Origin of the sequence: Streptomyces sp. CA-142005, from assembly GCF_050942335.1 — a bacterium.
GTDB lineage: Bacteria > Actinomycetota > Actinomycetes > Streptomycetales > Streptomycetaceae > Streptomyces.
Window position 1 is genome coordinate 9,752,916 of record NZ_CP192078.1, and the last position, 15,493, is coordinate 9,768,408.

The window sequence follows — 15,493 nt, forward strand, 5'->3', positions numbered from 1 at the left end:
GAGCTACGGAGGTGGGGATGGTGGCCCCGGACGGCGCCCAGCACAAGGCAGCCACGCGGAGCTCGGACGGGCCGGCCAAGGTGACGATCACCGAGATCGCGCGGGAGGCCGGGGTCTCGGTGCCGACCGTCTCACGGGTCGTCAACGGACGTTCGGACGTGTCGCCGGCCACCCGGGCGAGGGTCGAGGACCTGCTGCAACGGCACGGCTACCGGCGCCGCCCGCCCGCCCCCGGTGCCCGGCCGGTTCTACTCGACCTGGTCTTCAACGACCTCGACAGCCCCTGGGCCGTGGAGATCATCCGCGGGGTCGAAGAGGTCACGCACGAGTCGGGCGTGGGGACGGTGGTCTCCGCGATCCACAACCGGGCGGGCGCGGCCCGGCAGTGGATGACGAATCTACGGGCCCGCGCGTCGGACGGCGTGATCCTTGTGACCTCCGTCCTGGAGCCGAGACTCCACGACGAACTGCGGCGTCTGGGCGTGCCGCTGGTGGTGATCGACCCGGCCGGCTCGCCCGCGTCCGAGGAACCGACCATCGGCGCCACCAACTGGGCGGGCGGCATGGCCGCGACCGAGTACCTGCTGGGGCTGGGGCACCGCAGGATCGGCTTCATCGAGGGTCCGTCCCGCCTGATGTGCTCACGGGCCAGGCTTGACGGCTACCGGGCCGCGCTCGACGTCGCCGGAGTACCGGTCGACGGCGAGCTGATCGTGCCCGGCGACTTCTACCACGAGTCCGGGTTCACCGGCTGCAACCAACTGCTCGACCTGGACGACCCGCCGACCGCCGTGTTCGCGGCCAGTGATCAGATGGCGCTCGGCGCGATGGAGGCACTGCGCCGCCGAGGGCTGCGTGTGCCCGAGGACATGAGCGTCGTCGGTTTCGACGATCTGCCGGAGATGCGCTGGGCGTCGCCGCCTCTGACGACGGTCCGCCAGCCGCTGTCCGACATGGGCAAGCTGGCGGCACGGGTCGCACTGGACCTGGCCCGGTCCGTCGTACCCGCGTCACCACGTGTGGAACTCGCCACTGAGCTGGTGGTCCGGGCGAGCACCGCGCCGCCGCGCCGGGCGTAGCGGAAGTTAACACTCCGGGGGTGTCAACGGCCCATTTTGTTAAGGCCGTTGACACCCCCGACGCGTGCCCGTAACTTGCGTGGCCATGTCCCGATAAGGTTTCGTGGAACTTCCGGAAGGTGCGCCATGTCAACCTTCGACCGTGCCCATGCAATCGCCTCCAGCGCCGCGTCATCTGCCTTCTCCCGCCGCCGGTTCCTGGGGACCGCGACAGCGGCGGGCCTGGGCGCGGCCGGTCTGTCCGCCTGCTCGGACTCCGACTCAGGCACCACCGACAGCAAGGGTCGTACTGTCGTGGAGTGGTGGAACATCCAGACCACCGAGCCGTCCAAGAGCGTCTGGCCCGAGCGGGCCAAGGCGTTCGAGGCCGAGCACCCCGACGTGCACATCAAGCTCGTCACGCTGGAGAACGATGCCTACAAGTCGAAGATGACGGCGCTGACCAGTTCCGGAAAGCTTCCGGACATCTACCACACGTGGGGTGGCGGCGTTCTCAAGCAGCAGATCGACGCGGGCCTCGTCGAGGACCTCACCGACGCCGTCAAGCCCATGGCCGGCACCCTCGTCGGGGTCTCCGCAAAGGCCTACGAGTTCGACGGCAAGTCGTACGCGATGCCCTTCGACATCGGCGGCGTCGGCTTCTGGTACAACAAGGCGCTCTTCAAGCAGGCCGGCATCCCGTCCGCGCCCGCCACCTGGGACGACTACCTGGACGCCGTGAAGAAGCTGAAAAGCGCCGGGATCACGCCCATCGCCCTGGCGGGCAAGGAGAAGTGGCCCGGCATGTACTTCTGGGCCTACCTGGCGATGCGTATCGCCGGTGTCGACGGCATGCAGAAGGCCGCCGACGCCAAGGACTTCACCGGCGACGACTTCGTCAAGGCCGGTGAACGCCTCAAGGAGCTCATCGCCCTTCAGCCGTTCCAGAAGGGCTTCCTCGGCGCCGCGTACTCCACGCCCAACGGCGAGGCCGCGGCCATGGGCAACGGCAAGGCCGCGATGGAGCTGATGGGCCAGTGGGCGCCGGTCGTGCAGGCCGACGCGGGCAAGGGCATCGGCGAGGACCTCGGGTTCTTCACCTTCCCGACCGTCGCGGGAGGCAAGGGCGCCGCCACCGACATCTTCGGCGGAGGCGGCGGCTACGCCGTGCGCAAGGGCGCGCCCAAGGCGGCCGTCGACTTCCTGAAGTTCTTCTTGTCGGCCGAGTCCGACAAGATCCTCGTGTCCAAGGGCTCGATGATGCCCGTCGTGAAGGACGCCACCGGCTCCCTCACCGATCCCAACCTCAAGCTCGTCTCCGCCGCTCTGGACAAGGCGACCGGATTCCAGCTCTACCTCGACCAGGCCTACCCGCCTGCCGTCGGTCAGGAGGTCAACGACTCGGTCGCCGCCCTCATCGCCGGCGCCAAGTCACCCGAGCAGGTGGCACGTTCCATCACCCAGGTCGCCAAGAGCCAGTAGTCCACGATGACCTCGACTCAGATCAACGAGGCACCGGCTCTCGCCAAGGAATCGGCGGCACCGGCACACAACCGGCGCCCGCTGGTGCGCCGGGTCCGGGACTGGCTGACCGCCTTCTCCTTCACCGTGCCCGCCCTCGTTCTGTTCGCCCTGTTCGTCCTCACGCCGATCCTCTACGCGCTGTATGTCAGCTTCTTCAACTGGGGCGGATTCGGTGCGCCTTCGGACTTCGTCGGCACCGACAACTACACCCGCTTGTTCGACGACCCGGTCTTCCTAGGCGACCTGCGGCGCGGCCTGCTCCTGGTCGTGTTCTCCGTCGGCCTGCAGCTTCCGTTCGCGCTCGCCATGGCCGTCCTGCTCAACCAGAAGCTGCGTGGCCGTGCCGTCTACCGGATGCTGTTCTTCGCGCCGTACGTCCTGTCGGAGGTCATCACCGGCGTCCTGTTCTCCATGATCTTCGCGCCGGACGACGGACTCGCCGACAAGGTGCTCGGCTCGATCGGCCTCGACAGCCTCGGCGGTCTCTGGTTCGCCGACCAGGACTGGGTGCTGCCCACCCTGTTCCTCGTCATGATGTGGAAGTACTTCGGCTTCCACATGATGCTGTACCTGGCCGGCCTGCAGGGCATCCCCGCCGAGCTGCACGAGGCGGCCCGGATCGACGGTGCAGGTCCCTGGCAGCGTTTCCGCAACATCACCCTGCCGCTGCTCGGACCGACCATCCGCATCAGCGTCTTCCTGTCCGTGATCGGCGCCATCCAGCTCTTCGACCTGGTGTGGGTCACCACCCAGGGCGGCCCCGACCACCACTCCGAGACGATGGCCGTCACCCTTTTCCAGTTCGGCTTCAAGCGCTACCAGATCGGCTATGCCAGCGCGATCAGCATCGCGATGTTCCTCATCAGCCTCGTCTTCGCCCTCGCCTACCAGCGGTTCGTGCTGCGCCGTGACACCGAAGGAGCCCTCACCACCATGCGAGGCAACCGATGAGCGGCCTGACACCCGCAGCCCGCCGGCGGCTGCGCTCCACACCGCTGTACGTCATCGTGTGGCTGGTCGGCGTCGTCATGGTCACCCCGCTCCTGTACGCGCTGGTGTCCGGCTTCAAGTCCACCGACCAGCTCTCCCAGAACGCCTTCGGGCTGCCCTCGCCCTGGGTCGTGTCCAACTACACGGACATCCTGGCCGACAGCTCGTTCTGGCGGATGCTCGGCTCGTCCACGCTGGTCGCCGTAGGCACCACGGTCCTCACCGTCGGCACCGCCGCGCTCGCGGCGTTCGCGCTCGCCCGATTCGCCTTCAAGGGAAGGGAGTTGATGTTCACTCTCTTCGCCGTCGGGCTGATGTTCCCGTTCGCCGTGGCGATCCTGCCGCTGTTCATCCTGCTGCGCACATTCGGGCTGCTCGACAACCCGTGGGGCGTGATCCTGCCACAGGCCGCGTTCGGTCTGCCCATGACCATCGTCATCCTGCGCGGCTTCTTCCGGGAGATCCCCGGCGAGCTGGAGGAGGCCGCCACGCTCGACGGCTGCTCCCCGTTCGGCTTCTTCTGGCGGATCCTGCTGCCGATGGCGCGGCCCGCGCTCGGCACCGTCTCCGTCCTCGCCATCGTCGGCAGCTGGAACAACTTCCTGCTCCCGCTGCTCGTCTTCAGCGAACCCACCTGGTGGACGATCCCCGTCGGCGTCCAGCAGTTCCAAGGCCAGTACGCCGCCGACATCGCCCGCGTCTTCGCGTACCTCGTCCTCGCCATGGTGCCCGCGCTCGGCTTCTACGCCGTGGCCGAACGGCAGTTGATCGGCGGCATCGCGATGGGCGCGAGCAAGGGCTGACGGCGCTGTCACCCATCAAGGGGCCTACTTTCTACTGCACTTGAGGAGTTCCATGGTCGAGCCATGGCAGGACACCACCCTGCCCGCGCGCACCCGGGCGGCGGACCTGCTCGCCCGTATGACCACCGAGGAGAAGACCGCCCAGCTGTCCAGCGTATGGATCGGCGCCGACACCGAAGGCGCCGACGTCGCCCCCGGCCAGCACACCTACGCCTCCCGCAGCGCCGCCCTCGACGCGCTGCTCCCGTACGGGGTTGGCCACCTCACCCGACCCTTCGGCACCGTGCCCGTCGAACCGGCCGAGGGTGCGGCCCGTCTCGCGGAGCTGCAGCGCACCATCCGCGCGGGCAACCGGTTCTCCCTGCCGGCGATCGCCCACGAGGAGTGCCTGACCGGCTTCACTGCCTGGCAGGCCACCATCTTCCCGACGCCGCTCGCCTGGGGCGCCACCTTCGACCCGGCGCTGATCATGGACATGGCCCAGGCCATCGGTACGTCGATGCGCGCGGTCGGCATCCACCAGGGACTCGCCCCGGTCCTCGACGTCGTGCGCGACGCCCGCTGGGGCCGCACCGAGGAGTCCATCGGTGAGGACCCGTACCTGGTCGGCACCATCGGTGCCGCGTACGTACGGGGACTTCAGGCCGCGGGCATCGTCGCCACGCTGAAGCACTTCGCCGCCCACTCGGCCTCGCGCGCCGCGCGCAACCACGCCCCCGCGTCGATCGGCCCGCGTGAGCTCGCCGATCTGATCCTGCCGCCGTTCGAGATGGCAGTGCGCGAGGGTGGTGCCCGCTCCGTGATGCCGGCCTACAACGACATCGACGGCCTGCCCGCCCATGCCCATGCCGGACTGCTCACCCAACTCCTCCGGGATCGGTGGGAGTTCGCCGGTACCGTGGTCTCGGACTACTACGGCGTCTCGCTGCTCGACGAGGCCCATCGCATCGCCGACGGCGAAGGCGCGGCGGCGCGCATCGCGCTGGCGGCCGGCGTCGACGTGGAACTGCCGGCGGCCCGCTGCTTCAGCCCCAAGGATCCGCTGCCCGAGGAGCTGCTCGACCGGGCGGTGCTGCGCGTCCTCACCCAGAAGTGCGAACTGGGGCTGCTCGACGCCGACTGGGAACCGGTCACCGGCGACCTGCCCGTCGACCTGAACCCTCCGCACATGCGGGAGTTGGCGCAGAAGGTGGCCGAGGAGTCGGTCGTCCTGCTCGCCAACGACTCCGGGGTACTGCCGCTGAGCGACGGGCTGCGTATCGCGCTCCTCGGTCCGCTCGCCGACGAGCAGGCGGCCATGCTCGGCTGCTACACCTTCCCCCGGCATGTGGGAGTCCACCACCCCGACCTGCCGACCGGCGTCGAGGTGCCCACGCTCGCCGAGGCGCTCCGCGCCGAGCTGCCGGGCGCCGTGCTCGGCGAGGACCTGTCTGCCGCCGATGTCTGTGTCGTCGTCGCCGGTGACCGGTCAGGTCTGTTCGGACGCGGCTCGTCGGGTGAGGGATGCGACGCCGAGGACCTGGAGCTGCCGTACGGACAGGCCAAGTTGCTGGACGAGGCGATGGCCTCCGGCGTGCCGGTCGTCATCGTGGTGCTCAGCGGCAGGCCCTATGCGCTCGGCCGCTGGGCCGACCGGGCCGCAGCGGTTGTCCAGGCGTTCTTCCCCGGGCAGGAGGGCGGCGCCGCCGTCGCGGGCGCCCTGTCCGGGCGTGTCGACCCGTCCGGGCGCCTGCCCATCGGGGTACCCCGCACGCCCGGCGGCCAGCCCGCCCCGTACCTGGCCCCGCCGCTCGGCCGGCACGGTTTCCCCAGCACCGTGGACCCGACCCCCCTGTACCCGTTCGGCCACGGCCTGTCCTACACGACGTTCGCCTGGGACGCGCCCCGGTGCGACACCGTCGAATTGCCCACCGACGGCGAGACCACGCTGCGCCTCACCGTCCGCAACACCGGCCAGCGGCCCGGCACCGAGGTCGTCCAGCTCTACCTCCACGACCCCGTCGGCACCGTCGCCCGGCCGGAGGTCCGGCTGGTCGGCTACGCCCGCGTCACGCTCGACGCCGGAGCGTCAGCCGAGGTGCACGCCACGTTCCCAGCCGACCTGGCCGCGTACACCGGCGCCGACGGCCGCCGCGTCGTCGAACCCGGCGCCCTGGAGCTGCGCGTCGCCGCGTCCAGCGAACACGTCCACCACACCGTGCCGCTCACTCTCACGGGTCCGGTGCGCGAGGTCGGCCACGACCGCAGGATGCGCTGCGAGCTCCGCGTCAAGTGACCCCCCGGACCAGCCCCGCGCAAGGCAACCACACCAGCTCTTCTGACCGTTGAGGAGACCCACCATGAGCACACCCGCACGCCGTTCGCGCGTCAGATCCGCCGCGCTCGCCGCGTCGGCGGCCCTGCTGCTCTGCCTCGCCGTCGCCCCGGCCGCCCAGGCCGGCACCGACGGCGCGAAGAGGACGAAGACGCTGCACGAGCTCGCCCGCGAGACCGGGCGCTACTTCGGCTCCGCCGTCGACAACCCGGAGCTCGCCGACACCGAGTTCGCCGAGCTGCTCGGCAAGGAGTTCGGCCAGACGACACCCGGCAACGGCATGAAGTGGTACGCCACCGAACCGCAGCGCGGCGTCTTCGACTACACCGCGGGCGACGAGATCGTGAACTACGCGAAGGCCGAGCACCTCAAGGTGCGCGGCCACACCCTGCTGTGGCACAACCAGCTGCCGAGCTGGCTCACCTCCGGCACCTGGACCAAGGACGAACTGCGTTCGATCCTCAAGAACCACATCACGAACGTCGTCAAGCACTACCGCGGCAAGGTCTTCGCCTGGGACGTCGCCAACGAGATCATGAACGAGGACGGCACCTACCGCCAGGACATCTTCTACAAGACCATCGGCCCGTCCTACATCGCCGACGCCCTGCGCTGGGCCCGCGCCGCCGACCCCCACGTCAAGCTCTACCTGAACGACTACAACGTCGAGGCCATCGGACCCAAGTCGGACGCCTACTACACGCTCATCAAGCAGCTCAAGGCCGACGGCGTCCCGATCGACGGCTTCGGCATGCAGGCACACCTCGCGCTGCAGTACGGATTCCCCGACCGGCTGCAGCAGAACATCCAGCGGTTCGCCGACCTCGGTGTCGATGTCGCCATCACCGAGCTCGACATCCGCATGATCCTTCCCTCCGACACGGCCAAGCTGGCCGAGCAGGCCGACTGGTACGGGAAGGTGACCGACGCCTGCCTTGCTGTGCGGCGCTGTGTCGGCATCACGGTGTGGGGCTACACCGACCGGCACTCGTGGATCCCGTCGGTCTTCCAGGGCGAGGGCGCCGCCCTGCCCTGGGACGAGAACCTGCAGCACAAGCCGGCGTACGACGCGATCCACGACGCCCTCGCCGCGGCCGCGCAGGAGGACTGAGATGCGCATCAGCACACGCCTGTCCACTGCCGCGGCGGCGGTGGCCGCCCTGGTCGCCGTGCTCGGCACGGCGCCCGCCGCGACGGCCGACGGACAAGGGCGGCTCACCAGCACCTTCCAGTGGCAGTCCACGGGCCCGCTGATCACCCCTCAGCCAGACGCCACGCACCCCGTCGTCTCCGTGAAGGACCCGTCGGTCGTCCGCTACAAGGGAACGTGGCACGTCTTCGCCACGACCGCCGACACGTCCGGCGGCTGGAGCCTCGTCCAGACAAGCTTCGACGACTGGTCGAAGGCCGGGGCGGCGCACCAGACCCCGCTGGACACGACGGCGATCGGCAAGGGCTACCGGGCGGCGCCGCAGGCCTTCTACTTCGCTCCGCAGAAGACGTGGTACCTCGTGTACCAGACGGGCCTGCCGTCGTACTCGACGACGAAGAACATCGACGCCCCCACCTCCTGGAGCGCACCGAAGAACTTCCAGGACTCCATGCCACAGGTCATCAAGGACAACATCGGCAACGGCTACTGGGTCGACTTCTGGACCGTCTGCGACGAGGAGAAGTGCTATCTCTACTCCTCCGACGACAACGGACACCTGTACCGCTCGGAGACCACGGTCAAGGAGTTCCCGAACGGGTTCGGCAACACGAAGATCGTCCTTCAGGACAGCAAGTTCTCGCTCTTCGAGGCGAGCAACGTCTACAAGATCAAGGGCACGGCCGATCAGTATCTGCTGCTCGTCGAGGCCATCGGCAGCGACGGGCGGCGCTACTTCCGCTCGTGGACGGCGCATGGACTCGACGGTCGGTGGACACCGCTGGCCGACACGGAGGCCAACCCCTTCGCGAGGTCCAGCAATGTGACCTTCGCGGACGGGACGGCATGGTCCAAGGACATCAGCCACGGTGAGATGGTCCGCGACGGCATCGACCAGACCATGGAGATCGACCCGTGCCGGCTTCAGTTCCTGTACCAGGGGCTGGATCCGGCGGCGTCCGGATCCTACTCACAACTCCCGTACAGGCTAGGTCTGCTGACGCAGACGAACAGCAACTGCTGACGCCACTCACCCATCCGGGGCGCGAGGCGCGAGTCGGGGGACGCACACCCGCCACTCCGCCTCGCGCAGCGACCGTACCCACCTGCGCGCACACCGCGCGCGCCCCGGGTCCCGCAGCACCGGGCATCGCCCGGCGGCGCACCTCAAGGACCTGGTAGAGGGCCGGGCCGGCATGTGTGCTTTTGGGTCGAGCCGCCGGAGGGTGAGGAAGGGCCTTGCCCGACGGCCCGACCTGAAGAACGGCGAAGTACGAGGTCATCGCGCCGTTGCTGCCCTGCCGCCACGTGATTTCCTCGAACAAGGCGGCCTCTTCGACGAGGGCCGGCAGTGGGGGGTGCCTCGCGGTATCGAGGCAGGGTCGGTGGGCCCAGTCCGCCATAGGCGGGTTGATACGGCTCGGCGTCGGGAGGCCGTGCGATCTCTTGAGCGAGCTATGATCGGTGCCGCTGGTCTTGTGGTTGTGCCAGCGACGGTCAGGAGGGCGGGCGCGGGGGTTCCCGGGCCATGCCCGCCGACGTGATGGGACCGCTGCATGTGTCTGTCTGCGCGACGGCGGGGCGGTCGGGCCCTGCGACATCGGCTCCGCCCTCCGGGAGTCGGGGGGCGGGTAGCGTGCACCTCTTGCCCTCTTTACTACTTGGTTGCTTCGGGCGCCGGAGATTGGCTGGGATCGGTGAATCTTGCGGGCGGCCCGCACGCCCATCGGCCCAGCAGTAGGCACAGTTCTCACGTGTCGGTGGTGCGCAGGGCTGGTGCCCGGGGTTTTTGGGTGCCGTACCGGTGGGTGAGGCGGGACCAGTCGTAGTTGCCGCGGATCATGGTCGCCATGAGGTCGGCATAGCGAAGCAGGTTGTTGATCTGGACGTGGATGGTATTGATGGCCTGGGGGCGCGTGCAGTGCCGCTCGCGTTCCAGGACCATGACCACAGTGTGGACCTCGCCGGCGGCTTCCTCCTTCTCCAGTGACATCACGTCGTTGACGTGGCTGACAAGATCGCTGGGACAGGGTGCCGCGGCAGATCGGACACTTCGCGCCACTGGGACGGCTCGGAGTCAGCGGCATGCGGCGGGGTACCTGGGCAGGCCAGTCCGATGGGCGCTTCGCCGCGGGCAGACAGGTACACCCGCATCCAACTGAGTGGGCGTGTGCTCGCTCACGGCGACCAGCCCATCACGCCCACGGTCCGCGACCAGCCGGGATACCGCACTGCCCACGCGTTCAGGTGGCGACACATCGCCTATGTACTCACATACCTGAGAGCGTCGAGCCTGGGGCCGTCGGGCTTTGGCCTTGCGTTCAAACGCACAACGCGGGCCGGGGCGCGACCATTCCCGGTCCGCGCCCCGACACCACGGCTTCACTTGCTTGTCGGTTTTACGAGGACAGCACGCGCGCGTGGAGGGCGGTTACGGCCTTGCGGGCCGATGTGAACGCGCCGTGCTGCCAGGCGTCGGTGTAGCTGAGCCAGTCGCCGGCGAAGTAGACGCGCCCGGTGGGCCGGTTGAGCGGCTGGTAGCGCGGGTCGTCGGGGCCGCCCGGTGTGTCGTGCCAGGCCGCCTCCAGGTGGGGTGTCTGGCGCCAGTGGTGCGAGAAGGAGGAGGCGAGCTCGGTGCGGTACTGCTCGCCGTAGATCTTCACTCCCGCGGCGACGGCCCGCTTCTCGCGCTCCCCGGGCGTCAGCTTGGCGTACGCGTCCGCGTCGTCGTCGTAGTTGTAGTAGCCGATCAGCACGCCGCGCTCGCCGTGGAAGCCGTACGAGGGGTGCCAGATGTGGGTGACGTCCTGGTCGGTCTCGGTGATGCCGCCGTAGATGTTGTGGTCGAGCTCCCACCAGCGGGAACGGTACTCGAGCCCGATCTTGGCCGCAGACGAGGGCGTGATGGCCTCCAGGGCGCGCTGCACCCCGGAGCCGAGGTTGTGCTGAACCTTGGCGAGGATGTTGGGCGGCATGGCCGCGATGCAGTAGTCGGCGTCGATCACCTTCGTACGGCCGCCCTGGGTGTAGGTGACGGCAACGCCGCTCCCCTTGTCGGTGATGTCCGAGACGACTGCCCCGGTGCGGATGCGGTGGGTGCCGACCGCCTTGGTGAGTGCGTGCGGTATCCGGTCCATGCCGCCGACCGGCTGGAACATCAGCATGGCCTGGTCGAAGCCGAACTCGAAGGAGAAGTAGCGGCCCACGCCGCTCGCGAACACCTCGGAGGCGGTGGGAATGTCGCCGAGGAGGACACCTGGAGTACCTGCGGCGGCCGGGACGACCGAGTAGCCGCGCCGTTCGCCGCCCTCGTACGTGAGTGTGTCGCCCAGCTCTCCCCAGTCCTTGAGGAACTCGACGAGCCTCTCCCGGTCTGCGACCGTCAACTCCTTGTCCAGTGCGCCCCGGTCGGTAGCCTTGGCGAGCAGCTCGGAGACATAGCCGTACACGTCGGCCTTCGCGGTTCGGTACCGCTCGGGCTGCTTCATCCCCGACTTCTGGTTGAAGATGTAGGCGTCGGCGTTGACGTTGGTGAACACCTCTATGGGGACGCCGAGTTCTCGGCAGTAGTCGAGGGTGACCATCCACTGGGGGATGCGGGCGGGGCCGGCGTTCATGTACTGGCCGTCGGTGAAGCGGGCGGTCTGTGTGTTGCCGTACAGGTCGGTGGTGGAGTCGCCGCCGCGGAGGGTGAAGTTGCGGCCGCCGGTGCGGTCTCTGGCCTCCAGGACCGTGCAGTCGTAGCCTGCCTTGCCGAGTTCGTAGGCAGAGGCGAGTCCGGCGATGCCGCCGCCGACGATGACGACCTTGGCTGCGCCGCGGCCGGTGAGGGTGAAGTCGCCCGGCTTGAGGGCGCGGAAGGGCTGGTCGCGCTGGGCCGCTTCGGCGGTGGGGGCGAGGCCGAGGGCACCCATGGTGGCAAACATGGCGCCGGCGCCACCGGTCAGGCCAACGGTGCGCAGAAACGAACGCCGACTCGTGTCCGGCAGGGGGTGAGACTGTGCCATGACGTGGGCTCCCCTTTCGATCTTGAACGACCGGGGAAGCATGCCAACGGCTGATTACAGCCCCTGAGGTATTCGTGTGTCGCACACGTTTCTATGCGCGCAGGCGCCGACAGGCGGCCGATCGGCACCCGAGGGCGCGCACAGCCTGCCGCCCACGACGCGCGTCTCCGCCCCTTCGGTGAAAGGGCTTCTTGAACGTCGCCAGTGATGCTCTTCGCTGCCACTTGGTTGGTTGTTGAAGGGAGTGGTGAGGGTGACGAGCATGAGCACGCGTACGGCTTGCCCTTGCAGGCGACACGCTGAAGTGGACATGATCGTCGCCTCATGAATCAGCGCTCTGTGGCCCTGGACAAGATCACTTTGGAGGATTGGCCGGCCATTCACTCGTGGGCGTGTCTGGCGGAGGCTTGTCGCTATCAGACGTTGGGGGCCGAACACAGAGGACAGACGCGGGACTTCGTGGAAGGCGCGGTCAAAGCCTGGTCGGACAGCCCCCAGCGGCGGTATTCCTATGTGGCCCGCCTCGGGCGGGATGTGGTGGGCATGGGGGAACTGAATGTTCGTAGTGACATCCAGCGTCAGGCCGAGATCTCCTATGGCGTGCATCCGCGAGTCTGGGGCCAGGGCATCGGGACACAGATCGGGCGGCAGTTTCTTGCCTGTGGCTTGGCATGGCGGGCCGGGCGGCTTCCGGCCGACGACCGCGGCCCGGTGGTGGCGCTGCTGTGGGCCAGGTCAGGCAGGTCAGTGACCGCGAACGGCAGGAACAACGCCGAGCCGACGACGGTCTGGGCGCTCGTCAGGTGCAGCTCAGCTCACCGGCTCAAGGTGGACCCAGGCGGATGGGCGAGGTGTTCGCCGTACTCGGCGACCGCAGCCTGGAACCGGGCGAGGCCAGGCGTCGCGTCGGCCGGCTCGCGCTCGACAGCACTGACCTCCAGGCCGAGGAGGCGCTGATCGCGGGGCGCGCCGCCTAGATCGGTGCGGACGCGTGGCCGGGGCGGCGACTGCTGATCATCGCCGTGGACGCAACCACCGGTGAGCCCGTGGTGTGGGACCGCGACAGCGGCGTGCCGTTGGTGCACGCGGTGGCAGCGAGTAGCGCCTTCCCCGGGGCCGCGCCGCCTGTTGCCATCGACGGCCGACGGTACATGGACGGTGCGCTGCGTGCGGGCTCCAACGCCGATCTCGCCGCTGGAGCCCGCACGCTGGTCGTGGTCGAGCCGATGGCCCACCTGTTTCCCCGGGAGCCGCTCAACCAGCAGCTGGCGGCCGTGGGGGCAGGCACCGCGGTGACCATCGGTCCCGATCCGGCCTCGGTGCGCGCTTTCGGCTCGGACATGGGCGACCTGGCAGCCTGGGAATCGGCCTACCAGGCGGGTCTTCGCCAGGCGGGCGACGTCGACGCGCAACTCCGCTCCATAAGGAGGGCAGAAGCCGACGCGGGCTGACCGCTGATCAGGTCGGTGATGTGTGGCGCTGGCAGGCCACCGGAGGGGTCGCCGCGTAGGCCGACCCCTCCGGCAGCACAGGCGCAGGTCGCGGTGATCGCAGAGCGTCGCAACTCGATGATCATCAAGACCTGTGCCTGTCTTACGTCCGGGTAGCCCCACCACGCCTATCTGCGCCACCTCTTACTTCTTCTTGCCCTGGTTCTTGCTCGGGATCTCCCGGAGCTGGGTTTTCCCTGCTCAGCAGTGATGGGCTCGTGGGCCTGGTGGTCGTTGTTGGTCGTCTTTGGCCACTGTCGAGCGGCCTCGGACGGCCCAGGGACGGCCCGGGGCCGACTGACGCCTGGCACTGCTCCTGTGCTCAGCGCGACGGACGCTTCGGGGGTGGAACCGGGCCGGGGACCACATCCTCGCCGAGATGTCCCTTGATCAGGTGTGAGATACCGATGTCGCTGATGTGGACGCGCACGAGGTTGGTCCGGTCGCTGTGGGTCGGGGTGCGTCGGAGACTGGGACTCGATGACGATCCACCCAGGAGCACAGGGGCGGCAGGGTAATGACACGCGACCGCACACCTCTGGTCAGCTGGAGTCGATGGCCTTATCTCCTGCCTGCCGCGGTGCTCCTCGTCGCGGTCGTCGTCGACGTACTGACCCCGTCAGGATTCAGCGTGTTTCCGCTGCTGGCGGGCGCTCCCGTACTGGCCGCCCCCGTGTACTCGTTGCCGGGCGTAATCGCCACCGGCGTAGTGACGGAGCTGATCGGGATGGCCGTGGCGTACACGAAGGGCGTCGCCCTTGCCGAATACTCCGTCCGGTTCACGAGCGTCGTAGTCCTGACCATTCTTGCCGCGATCCTCAACCGGGTCATGGCCAAAGAGCGGAAGCAGTTGAAGGACACCCGTGAGGTAGCCGAGGCCGTCCAGCGTGCGGTGCTCCCCATTCCCCCCGAGCGGGTCGGGCCGCTGGACGTGGCCTCCCGGTACCGGGCCGCCGCGAAGGAGGCTGCCATCGGTGGCGACCTCTACGCCATCCACCCCGCACCCGACAGCGTTCGGATGATGATTGCCGACGTGCGGGGGAAGGGACTGGGCGCGGTCCGAACCGTCAACAGGCTGCTCGGCGCCTTCTATGAGGCCGTGGCTCACATCCCCGGCTTGACCGATGTGGTCGACCGCTTGGAGGAAGTCATGCAGAGGGTCGATGCCGTGGAGGAGGAGGGCACCGAGTCCTTTGCCACCGCCGTCCTCATCGACGTCCCCAACGACGGCTCCGCCCTATACATGATCAATCTGGGACACCCCGCGCCGCTCCTCATCCACCAGGGCCGCGCGAGTCCGCTGGAGCCGTCTGCCCCGTCCCTGCCCCTGGGCCTGGGCAATCTGGGCCGCATCCGGGTACCGGTCGATCGGTACGCCCTGCCGCACGACGCGACCCTGGTGATGTTCACTGACGGCCTGGTCGAGGCACGTGACCGCCACGGCACCTTCTACAATCCCGTGCCATTCCTGTCCCGTCCCCTCCCAACGGATCCGGGTGTGATCCTGGACGCTCTCATCGCCGATCTGACCCGGTACACCGAAGGACGCCTGGACGACGATGCCGCCCTCATGGCCGTTACCCGCCGGCCGGACGCGTCCGACGGCACCAGCTAGCCCTGCGGTTGGGTGCGCAGTCCGTCGAGGATGAGCGCGAGCATCCGTGGTGCTCGGTCTTCGGGGCTGGACGCGGCGCGCCAGAGTGCGCCGGTGAGCTGGAGGAAGTCGCCGGGGTCGGCGTCCGTGCGGATGCTTCCGTCCTTCTTGCCGGCGTCGAGGAGTTGCGTGATCGCGGCGATGACCGGCCCGTAGCTCTGCTCGCTGATCGCCTGGTGCGCGCCGGGGCTGAGCGCGTCGCCGAGGCCGTGCTTCCTGCGCATCGCCTCGACGAGGTCGGTCGTCCAGCGGCGGAGCGCTTCGAGCGGGGACAGCCGGGCCAGCAGGGCCGGCACGGCGCCGATGATGCGCTCCACCTCGTCCTGGTAGACGGCCAGGACCAGCGCCTCGCGGGTGGGGAAGTTGCGGTACAGCGTGCCCGCGCCGACGCCGGCGCGCTGGGCGACCTGGTTCATCGACGTGGCGCTGTCCTCGGCGAACGCCTCGCGGGCGGCTGCCAGGATGCGCGCCCGGTTCTCGCGAGCGTCTGAACGAACCACAGG

At 68.8% G+C, this 15,493-nt stretch carries 13 protein-coding genes and 1 pseudogene; 11 read left to right on the plus strand and 3 right to left on the minus strand.

Features of this window, described 5'->3' with window-relative positions:
* Positions 1 to 17 precede the first annotated feature (17 nt).
* From ACQPXS_RS45090 to ACQPXS_RS45120, 7 genes are all read left to right on the plus strand, one after another.
* Entirely contained in the window at positions 18 to 1,079 is a 1,062-nt protein-coding gene (locus tag ACQPXS_RS45090) for a LacI family DNA-binding transcriptional regulator (RefSeq protein ID WP_433455234.1), read from the plus strand.
* A 126-nt stretch (positions 1,080 to 1,205) separates the two neighbouring features.
* A complete protein-coding gene (locus tag ACQPXS_RS45095; protein ID WP_433455235.1) occupies positions 1,206 to 2,540 on the plus strand; it encodes an extracellular solute-binding protein in 1,335 nt (444 codons plus the stop codon).
* A gap of 6 nt (positions 2,541 to 2,546) precedes the next feature.
* On the plus strand, positions 2,547 to 3,533 hold the full coding sequence (locus ACQPXS_RS45100) for a carbohydrate ABC transporter permease (RefSeq protein WP_433455236.1): 987 nt from the start codon (positions 2,547 to 2,549) through the stop codon (positions 3,531 to 3,533).
* Positions 3,530 to 4,375: a carbohydrate ABC transporter permease gene (locus tag ACQPXS_RS45105; RefSeq protein ID WP_433455237.1), complete on the plus strand. Its 846-nt coding sequence runs from the start codon at positions 3,530 to 3,532 to the stop codon at positions 4,373 to 4,375. The genes ACQPXS_RS45100 and ACQPXS_RS45105 overlap by 4 nt, the downstream gene beginning before the upstream one ends.
* A 52-nt stretch (positions 4,376 to 4,427) precedes the next feature.
* Entirely contained in the window at positions 4,428 to 6,650 is a 2,223-nt protein-coding gene (locus ACQPXS_RS45110; protein ID WP_433455238.1) for a beta-glucosidase, read from the plus strand.
* Positions 6,651 to 6,714: 64 nt separating this feature from the next.
* Entirely contained in the window at positions 6,715 to 7,800 is a 1,086-nt protein-coding gene (locus tag ACQPXS_RS45115) for an endo-1,4-beta-xylanase (RefSeq protein ID WP_433455239.1), read from the plus strand.
* A gap of 1 nt (position 7,801) precedes the next feature.
* Entirely contained in the window at positions 7,802 to 8,863 is a 1,062-nt protein-coding gene (locus ACQPXS_RS45120; RefSeq protein WP_433455240.1) for a non-reducing end alpha-L-arabinofuranosidase family hydrolase, read from the plus strand.
* A gap of 726 nt (positions 8,864 to 9,589) precedes the next feature.
* Here ACQPXS_RS45120 and ACQPXS_RS45125 read toward each other — a convergent pair.
* Together ACQPXS_RS45125 and ACQPXS_RS45130 are read right to left on the minus strand one after the other, a co-directional pair.
* Positions 9,590 to 9,901: a terpene synthase family protein gene (locus ACQPXS_RS45125; protein ID WP_433455241.1), complete on the minus strand. Its 312-nt coding sequence runs from the start codon at positions 9,899 to 9,901 to the stop codon at positions 9,590 to 9,592.
* A gap of 337 nt (positions 9,902 to 10,238) precedes the next feature.
* Positions 10,239 to 11,765: a flavin monoamine oxidase family protein gene (locus tag ACQPXS_RS45130; protein WP_433456235.1), complete on the minus strand. Its 1,527-nt coding sequence runs from the start codon at positions 11,763 to 11,765 to the stop codon at positions 10,239 to 10,241.
* A gap of 405 nt (positions 11,766 to 12,170) precedes the next feature.
* Here ACQPXS_RS45130 and ACQPXS_RS45135 point away from each other — a divergent pair.
* The 4 genes and pseudogenes from ACQPXS_RS45135 to ACQPXS_RS45150 all read left to right on the plus strand — a co-directional run.
* Positions 12,171 to 12,500, plus strand: a pseudogene (locus tag ACQPXS_RS45135) (GNAT family N-acetyltransferase); the annotation flags it as partial.
* A 188-nt stretch (positions 12,501 to 12,688) separates the two neighbouring features.
* The gene (locus tag ACQPXS_RS45140; protein WP_433456293.1) at positions 12,689 to 12,823 is read left to right on the plus strand and encodes a hypothetical protein; all 135 of its coding nucleotides are present in this window, start codon (positions 12,689 to 12,691) and stop codon (positions 12,821 to 12,823) included.
* A gap of 45 nt (positions 12,824 to 12,868) precedes the next feature.
* Positions 12,869 to 13,297 (plus strand): patatin-like phospholipase family protein, encoded by a 429-nt coding sequence (locus ACQPXS_RS45145; RefSeq protein WP_433455242.1) that lies wholly within the window; start codon positions 12,869 to 12,871, stop codon positions 13,295 to 13,297.
* 619 nt (positions 13,298 to 13,916) lie between these two features.
* Positions 13,917 to 14,951 (plus strand): PP2C family protein-serine/threonine phosphatase, encoded by a 1,035-nt coding sequence (locus tag ACQPXS_RS45150; RefSeq protein ID WP_433455243.1) that lies wholly within the window; start codon positions 13,917 to 13,919, stop codon positions 14,949 to 14,951.
* Here ACQPXS_RS45150 and ACQPXS_RS45155 read toward each other — a convergent pair.
* A complete protein-coding gene (locus ACQPXS_RS45155; protein ID WP_365335316.1) occupies positions 14,948 to 15,490 on the minus strand; it encodes a TetR/AcrR family transcriptional regulator in 543 nt (180 codons plus the stop codon). The genes ACQPXS_RS45150 and ACQPXS_RS45155 overlap by 4 nt on opposite strands.
* Between the last annotated feature and the right edge of the window lie 3 nt (positions 15,491 to 15,493).

Excerpts from the sequence above, each read along its gene's own strand:
- ACQPXS_RS45120 (WP_433455240.1), top strand. The coding sequence starts at position 7,802 with ATGCGCATCAGCACACGCCTGTCCACTGCCGCGGCGGCGGTGGCCGCC.
- ACQPXS_RS45095 (WP_433455235.1), top strand. The coding sequence starts at position 1,206 with ATGTCAACCTTCGACCGTGCCCATGCAATCGCCTCCAGCGCCGCGTCA.
- ACQPXS_RS45090 (WP_433455234.1), top strand. The coding sequence starts at position 18 with ATGGTGGCCCCGGACGGCGCCCAGCACAAGGCAGCCACGCGGAGCTCG.
- ACQPXS_RS45130 (WP_433456235.1), bottom strand. The coding sequence starts at position 11,765 with ATGTTTGCCACCATGGGTGCCCTCGGCCTCGCCCCCACCGCCGAAGCG.
- ACQPXS_RS45140 (WP_433456293.1), top strand. The coding sequence starts at position 12,689 with ATGGGCGAGGTGTTCGCCGTACTCGGCGACCGCAGCCTGGAACCGGGC.
- ACQPXS_RS45100 (WP_433455236.1), top strand. The coding sequence starts at position 2,547 with ATGACCTCGACTCAGATCAACGAGGCACCGGCTCTCGCCAAGGAATCG.
- ACQPXS_RS45105 (WP_433455237.1), top strand. The coding sequence starts at position 3,530 with ATGAGCGGCCTGACACCCGCAGCCCGCCGGCGGCTGCGCTCCACACCG.
- ACQPXS_RS45110 (WP_433455238.1), top strand. The coding sequence starts at position 4,428 with ATGGTCGAGCCATGGCAGGACACCACCCTGCCCGCGCGCACCCGGGCG.
- ACQPXS_RS45115 (WP_433455239.1), top strand. The coding sequence starts at position 6,715 with ATGAGCACACCCGCACGCCGTTCGCGCGTCAGATCCGCCGCGCTCGCC.